We start from the raw sequence: 7,816 nt of genomic DNA, 5'->3' as shown, positions 1-7,816 counted from the left end.
TGAGCTCCTTCAATACAGCCGGCAGCTTGCTGAAACGAAATATGATCGGGGATGATACTGAAGGCATCATTGGGTGAAAGCACCAAATATTCTGCATATGACCTTAAACCACTGTCGGAAAATCCAAACACTCGGTTACCTACTTCATAATTGGTAACTGCTGTTCCTATCTCAGTGATCTCTCCAGAGAACTCTGTCCCCAAAATCTGATTTTTAGGAGCAAACGGCCCCATGGAAAGTCTCATTATTGATGGCTTCGCCCTTAAATTGGCACAGTCTGTACGGTTCACGGAAGTAGCCCTCACTTTTACCAATACCTCGTTTGGTTTTGGTACAGGTTTGGGGACCTCCATGAGTTGAAGGACGTCTGGAGGGCCGTATTTTTTATAGATAAAGGCTTTCATAGTTTTATGTATACACCTAAAAGATTATCTGATTAAATATCGGAAATCCAATGGCAAAACATTGTGATTAAAAATTAAAGTCCAGTAGAAGTTTCCAACTATCCCCTTCTTTGGTCCAGAGCAAGAAATACAATCCCTCTCCCGTGGTTCTGTAGATCCCTATCTCATAGATCACACTATCGGTTACCTGATAAACCTTTTTAGGCATCAGGTCTATTGAATAAGACTCATCCCTCATATAGCCATAAGCCTCCGTGATCTGCTTGCCTTTATTTTCAAAGCCATTGTAGAAATAACGCCCATTTGCTGCGAAGATATTTTGTACAATGAGGTCTGGTCTGTGCTGGTTAGAATACAGTTCCCAGGATGATCGCATCAGATCAATGTCTTCCTTTGCATAAGGCATATGAACCGATCTTTCCTCCAATGCCTCAAAGGCTTTTATCCACACTTCATCTTTTCGCCAACCGATGATACTGGAAACTTTTAGGCCCTTAGCTGTTGTATAGGTTCCGATTGCCAGTACACTTCCTTCGTGTAATTGATAGGAGGCTATGGTATCGTACTGAACGAATGTCCCAACCTTGGCAATCTGTGAATACAATGCCTTTTGAATAGTAGAAGGACCAATAAATAATGAATCATCTACGAAAAGACCACTAGAATCATTGTAAAGCAAGGAGGGGTTTTCCTTCGAATTTATCGTGGAGATCCATGTAGCCTGCAGGGTCATTGTTTCTTTTGAAACAGTCTTCACCTGACCCCAACTAGCAGTTGAATAAAAAGAAATAAACATAAGCAACAGCTTAAAACTGATCCTTCTGATTTTTTGAAAAATTATAGGATATTCCATGTATTTCATTTAAGTGCATAAGCCTCCTTTCAGAAAAGGACCTATCCTTAAAATTAAACAATATTTTAAGATATAGGTGAATGGCAGATTGGCTTGCTTCAATGCATATTATTAGGGGGGTTAAGCCGGTAACTTTTCTGAAAGCTTTAACGCATTTCCCGGGAAAATTCAAATAATTTCCAATTTAGTGTAACAAAGGCAGGTACAAGGCGTCTTTAAAACACAACAACTAACCAATGCGAATAACACTTCTAGGTATTTTCGTACTTATTGGCATGGCTATGCGTTGTTATGGCCAAGACCGGGACAGCGTGCGCGTAAAACGCGTTTACTCAACTAAAAACATAGGGGCCATAGCATCTCCCAAAATAGATGGGTTCATGGAAGATGAAGCCTGGGGTCTGGTAGAGTGGGCAGGTGATTTTATAGAATTTCAACCAGATACAGGTACCGCACCCACGGAGCAGACGCTTATGAAGATCCTGTATGATGATAAAAATCTCTATGTAGGCTTTAAGTGTTATCAAAAAGATCCGTCAACCATAGAACGAAGGCTTGGTAGACGCGACACTTTTCCTGGGGACTGGGTAGAAATTAACATTGATAGTTATAATGATGATAGAACAGCCTTTTCATTCACAGCGTCTTCTTCAGGGGTGAAAAGTGATGAGTTTGTTTCCAATAACGATAATTTTGACTCTAGCTGGAATCCAATTTGGTTTCTCAGCACCCATATAGATGCAGATGGGTGGACCGCAGAGATCCGAATTCCTTTAAGTCAGCTTCGGTTTAGCAATGCACAGGAACAAGTATGGGGATTGCAGGCTACCCGCCGGTATTTTAACAATGAGGAACGATCCTTATGGCAAGCTGTAGATGCCAATCCTCCCGGTTGGGTAAGTGAATTTGGTGAATTGCAGGGTCTTATCGGACTTATCCCACAAAAACAATTGGAAATACAACCCTATACGCTTACACAGTTAGACAGTTATGAGGCTGAAGATGGTAGTCCGTTCAGGGACGGGCAGGACTCAAAACTGGCTGCCGGATTGGATGCAAAAATTGGGATCACCAACGACCTGACGCTCGATCTCACGATAAATCCCGACTTCGGGCAGGTAGATGCAGACCCAGGGGCCATTGCCCTTGATGGATTTGAGATCTTCTTTCAGGAAAGACGCCCTTTCTTTGTTGAAAATAAAAGTGTATTTGATTATCGAATAGGAGGTGGTCCTGATAATCTTTTTTTCTCCAGAAGAATTGGCAGAACACCTCAGGGATCCACGACGGCAAACGCCGATCTTGGAGAATATGAGGATGTCCCTAATTTCACCACCATCCTCGGTGCCGCCAAATTTAGTGGAAAGACCCAAAATGGTTGGACGATTGGACTATTGGAAAGTGTTACTGCCAAGGAATATGGCGAAGTAGCCCTGGACACACGTACTGAAGTTATCAACGGTTTACCGGTCATTGGAAACGAACGAAAAGAAATTGTAGAACCCCTAACCAATTACCTGGTAGCCAGGGCACAGAAAGATTTCAATGAGCGCAACTCATACATAGGCGGCATTTTCACTGCCGCCAATAGGCAGTTGGAAGGTGATCTGGACTTCTTACATAAGGCTGCTTATACCGGCGGGATCGATTTTAAGCATAACTGGAAGAACCGCACCTACTATATGGAAGGGGTTTTTACTTTTAGTAAGGTCGTAGGTAGTGAATTGGCCATCGAAGAAACACAACGCAGTATTACCCATTTATTTCAACGATCGGACGCGAGCCATGTGTCAGTAGATCCTACGCGTACCTCCCTGAGCGGCACTGGTGGCCGCTTTGAGATAGGCAAAGGCGGAGGTGGTAATTGGCGCTATAGTGGAGGTGCTTTCTGGAAGTCTCCCGAACTGGAATTAAACGATATTGGATTTTTAAGACAGGCCGATGACCTTAGGCAATACGCTAACATCCGAAGAGTATTTAACCAGCCTACCACCTGGTTCAGACAAGCTAATTTTTCTACTGAAATTTCCACTGCATTCGATTTTGAGGGGAACTACAACCGTATTCAATATGAAATTAATGGCTTTATTAATTTTAAGAATAATTCCCTTATAGATTTCGGCGCAGCCCACAAGCCCCGTATTTTTGTCAATACATTTCTTAGAGGAGGCCCAAGATGGCGGTATAATGAAGAGAATTTTTGGTTCTTCTTTTTTGGAACTGATCGCCGAAAGAAATTGAGCGTCATAGCCGGAACCGTCAACTCTCAGGCCACCCAAAATAATTTTTCCTTTTACAACTATGAATTGAGATTTAATTACCAGCCTATTAATTCCCTGAGCATCTCATTAAACACAGAGTACTCTCAGAATCCAAGTAGAACACAATACGTTAGCGAGCAAAGTTTCGGTAACCAGCCAAGGTACATTTTGGGCGCCATAGATCAGGAAACACTCAGCACTACCTTACGAATAAATTACAATCTAAACCCCAACTTGAGTCTGCAGTACTATGGGCAGCCATTTATTTTTAAAGCTAATTTCTCAGATTTTAATTATGTGGTGAATGCCACGGCAGAGAACATTGATAACAGAGTTAACTGGTATTCTGAAGATCAGATACAGTTTAACAACGGGTTATATGAGATAGATGAGGATCTCGATGGCTCTGTTGACTATAGTTTTAGTGATCCCGACTTTGCTTTTGTGCAATTCCGTTCTAACCTGGTCCTTCGCTGGGAATATATCCCGGGATCTGAAATTTTTCTGGTATGGTCTCAGGGAATCACAGGGAGTGGTGATGTGAATGACAGTTTTGGAAGCATCATCAATGATCAGCTTTTTAATCAAAAAGCCAACAATACCTTTCTACTAAAGGCTACCTACCGTTTTAATCTCTGAGGTTAAGATCTATGCACTTTTAATCCAAAACAAAGCGCCAGCTACCATCCGCTTGTCTTTTCCATACCGTATAAAATACCCCCTCAATGTTATTAGCATGTCCTGTAGAATCTTGAGAGGTATACACAAAGGTTCCATAGGTATACTCTAAATCTCAAAAGTTAGAAACATCTACAAAATCTGGCTTCCAGCTTAAGCTGGTAGTGTCCCCTGATGCCTCTTGTGTTTCAAACTGTTGAGCGATGGCCGTTTTTCCAATGATCAGTAAATTGTTTCTCATCAACACCGCATCCTCATTGGCGCAGGTCAAAAACGCTTCGGGTATTCCCTTTTTTTGTGCTAAGTCTGCAAAATGCCGTTCAGTTTCTGGTTTTTCATTCTTCCAGCTTTAAAGGGTCACCTCGCCTGGTTTGGGTGAACAAGAGGTTACAATAATTAGGGGTATGGAAACAACGAATCATCCAAATTTTATAGATCCTAAGTAAAAAAATCAACGCTTTCTTATAGCAGATTGTCTATGGAAATTTAAACTAAAAATCGCGATAATTCCCTGCCAGGTATTTGTTGGCTTTTGCTTCCTTAAACCGGGCTGTTTCATTATCCCAGTGTAATTTTTTGTTCGGAAATTGGCCCGCAATGACCCCTAATAGTATGGTTTCTGTTAGTCGGGCAGCATACGAAAACGGTGCCGTGCAGGTGTCTGTCCCTAAACAGGCATCCACAAACTGGTGATAGTGCTTATGCCCTTCCAAATCGTAGTCTCTGACTGGTTCCCCTATTTGGCCAGATTGTTCAAACGGGCTTATGTCTATTTCTTTGTATTCACCGTCTACAATAAGTCTGGGCAACTCCATAAAATGGGGCAAAAGTAATCTTCCTTTTTCACCAATAAACATGGCTCCTTGTAGTGGGAGTTTTTCGTTGTTGGGTAATTTTAGATCTTTGTGCATTGCAGGGGCACCTTTCCCATCGTACCATACCCATTTTAAAGTTTCGGTCGTATAGGGTGTAGCGGGAAATTCATAGGTTACCGTATTTTTCTCTGGATACCCAAAACCATTGGGTCTGCGACAATTATTTTTTACTGTAAACGGCACATCTAGCTGCAGAGCATTATAAGGCGTATCAAAAATATGTACCCCCATATCTCCCAGGGTACCACAGCCAAAATCTAACAATTTTCGCCAGTTGGCAGGATGGTATACCTGATCTTTATAGGGCCGGGTGGCCGAAGTACCCAACCACAAATTCCAGTTCAGATCTGCAGGAATAGGATCTGCTCCTGTTGGTGCTGGTCCGTCGTATCCCCAATTCTTGGGAGACCATGCGCGTACACAGGAGACCTTCCCAATAATTCCGGATTGTATCAGTAATGTTGCTAATTTATAATCGTAAAATGAATGAACCTGTATCCCCATCTGAGTGATCAGATTTTTCTCCTCAGCAAGCTTTCGCATAGCTCTCACTTCTGATACATGATGGGCCAGTGGCTTCTGGCAATACACAGGTTTATTTAATTGCATGGCCAGCATGGAAGCAGGTGCATGTGTGTGATCTGGCGTGGAGACGATCACTGCGTCTATCTCATTTGCCATTTCTGAAAAGAGCATTCGGTAATCCGCAAAAATCCTGGCATTTGGATGAAGAAGTTTGGCTGCTTCTAAATTGGTGGAGTCTACATCGCAGAGAGCTACCACCTCCACTTTTTGATGCGAGGAAACAGATTTCAGATCTTCTGCCCCCATGCCCCCAATCCCAATATGGGCAGTGCGTAATTTTTTATCCTGATGCATTCCCCACATAGAGGAAGGTAATAAGGATACCGAGGAGGCAACAGCTGTATTCTTTAAAAAATCTCTTCTTTTCATGGTAAATAATGTTAGTTACTTATAAGGAAGGGTTTTCAAAACATATCGATCGAAATATATGGGGAACCCAATTTAAAGATAATGAATTCGTTGGAACTCAAATACCCCAAATTCTTAAATGGTCACACATCTGCTTTCTTACTCAAAAAAAATAAAGGTAGTATCTCCGTATCCAATACTGTTTGTATGCCGGGGTCAGTACAATTGATCAGCAAAGCTATCACCATTTCTTCTCTGGGGTAAACCAGGAAATTACTATAACCTCCTATTCCATTCCCTACGTGTCCAACATAGGGCCTACCTTGAAGATCTTCGCTCACCTGCCACCCCAATCCGTAATAGGTAGATTTTCCATTTATTTGTTGAGCAGTCAGGAATTGGGTCAAGATATCGGCAGGGATCAAAGTATTCTCAAGACATGCGCTTCCAAGTTTCACCAGATCTTCTGAGGTAGAAAGATAGCCTCCCCCTGCCAATTTGAATTGATTGTCTATCGGAATAGCCTTTCGAAAACCGGATCTCCTCCCGGTATAGGGCGTTGCGATGCTCTTCTTAACAACTCCAGGAAATTCTGCCTGGGTAGCATGCATCCCTAAAGGATCCAACACTCCTTTTCTCACGTATTCTGAAAACGGCATTCCACTTACCTCTTCTATGGCAAGAGAGAGCAGCACCCAATCAAAACTGGTATACAAATAATCTGTTCCCGGCGAAAATTCTAAGGGATCATCCTGGAAAATCTGTAAACTCTCTTTGATGGAAAAAGGCTTGTTTAAGGCATATTCCTTGCCTCTATACCCACGGATACCGGCCGTATGAGAAGCCAGTTGACGAATAGTGAAATCGTATTTCTTTTTTGGAAAATAAGGGATGTAATTGTAGAAGGAAGTATCCAGATCTATTTTCTTTTCTGCAACCATTTTGGCTAAAGCCATAGCAGCAATTGGCTTGGAGGCGCTGGCGATCCTAAATTGTGTCTTGCAGGGGTCTACTTCTATTTTGCGATCTATATCGGCATAGCCATAACCTTTTTGGAAGACCTTTCTTCCTTTTTTAAGTACGGTGACCGATAAACCAGGCAGACTGCCACTGTCTATTAATGTCTGGAAACGCGCATCAATTTGTTTTATGGCCATTGTATTACCGGCTGCCTCGCCCAAAACAGCAGGGGTGATAAGTTGCCTTAAATATTCTATAAAACCCATAAATCTCTTACTCCTTAAAGATCAGGCGGCCCCTGTATAATTCTTCAACAGAAACAGAATCTGGTCTTGTAAAACTAAGAACGTCTCCTGTGCCCCTGATCACTCCCCTTAGTATTTGTTGTGGATTCACCAGCATATCATTACTCCCTCTATGGTTAATGACTATCTCCTGCGCTATTAAATTTTCAGCTTCTATCCGGGAATCACCTGCAGCTATGGTAGCCCTAAGTTGGTCTGTACTTCCTCTTAACTGGAAGTAGGCGATTCCATTCGCTACCAATGATAGGTTTTGAGTGGCGAGGTTAAGATCGAAAGATCCGTCTGTAGTTTCAGTCTCCGGGTTGCTAAAACTTTCGGAGATCAACTGCAATTCCGGATAGGATAGGATTCCATCACTCCGAATGGGCCAACCGGTACTGCTGCGTATTTCATTTATATTTGGAGAGGTCACAAAAATCTTTGTGATCCCATATTCCCGAAACAAGTTGCAATTATTTGTATTTCTTACTACCAGTCTGTTGTTCTCTACCGCTGCAGTGATCTCGGGGCGTAAGAATTCCCCGGTTTCTATGACCACTTCCTGCAC

The 7,816-nt window shown here is 42.4% G+C and carries 7 protein-coding genes; 1 reads left to right on the top strand and 6 read right to left on the bottom strand.

The features are described 5' to 3' along the window. A partial coding sequence (locus tag WBM49_RS13890) for a quinone oxidoreductase family protein (protein ID WP_424372644.1) occupies positions 1-404 on the bottom strand: 404 nt, incomplete at its 3' end. 67 nt (positions 405-471) lie between these two features. Beyond that, the gene (locus WBM49_RS13885) at positions 472-1,257 is read right to left on the bottom strand and encodes a hypothetical protein (RefSeq protein WP_424372643.1); all 786 of its coding nucleotides are present in this window, start codon (positions 1,255-1,257) and stop codon (positions 472-474) included. A 236-nt stretch (positions 1,258-1,493) separates the two neighbouring features. Between WBM49_RS13885 and WBM49_RS13880 the strand changes: the two genes are divergently transcribed. Beyond that, on the top strand, positions 1,494-4,157 hold the full coding sequence (locus WBM49_RS13880) for a DUF5916 domain-containing protein (RefSeq protein WP_424372642.1): 2,664 nt from the start codon (positions 1,494-1,496) through the stop codon (positions 4,155-4,157). A 154-nt stretch (positions 4,158-4,311) separates the two neighbouring features. Here the strand turns inward: WBM49_RS13880 and WBM49_RS13875 are convergent, their stop codons facing one another. From WBM49_RS13875 to WBM49_RS13860, 4 genes are all read right to left on the bottom strand, one after another. Beyond that, positions 4,312-4,467, bottom strand: a complete 156-nt coding sequence (locus WBM49_RS13875) for a hypothetical protein (RefSeq protein WP_424372641.1) — start codon at positions 4,465-4,467, stop codon at positions 4,312-4,314. 220 nt (positions 4,468-4,687) lie between these two features. Beyond that, on the bottom strand, positions 4,688-6,025 hold the full coding sequence (locus WBM49_RS13870; RefSeq protein ID WP_424372640.1) for a Gfo/Idh/MocA family protein: 1,338 nt from the start codon (positions 6,023-6,025) through the stop codon (positions 4,688-4,690). Positions 6,026-6,147: 122 nt separating this feature from the next. Further along, complete coding sequence (locus tag WBM49_RS13865; RefSeq protein ID WP_424372639.1) at positions 6,148-7,230, bottom strand: serine hydrolase domain-containing protein; 1,083 nt, start codon at positions 7,228-7,230, stop codon at positions 6,148-6,150. Positions 7,231-7,237: 7 nt separating this feature from the next. Then, the coding region (locus WBM49_RS13860) for a head GIN domain-containing protein (RefSeq protein WP_424372638.1) at positions 7,238-7,816 on the bottom strand (579 nt) is incomplete at its 5' end.

This window comes from Muriicola sp., assembly GCF_049669965.1.
Classification (GTDB): domain Bacteria; phylum Bacteroidota; class Bacteroidia; order Flavobacteriales; family Flavobacteriaceae; genus Muriicola.
Note: the sequence above shows the minus strand (reverse complement) of the source record. Positions and strands in the feature narration are given on the sequence as shown.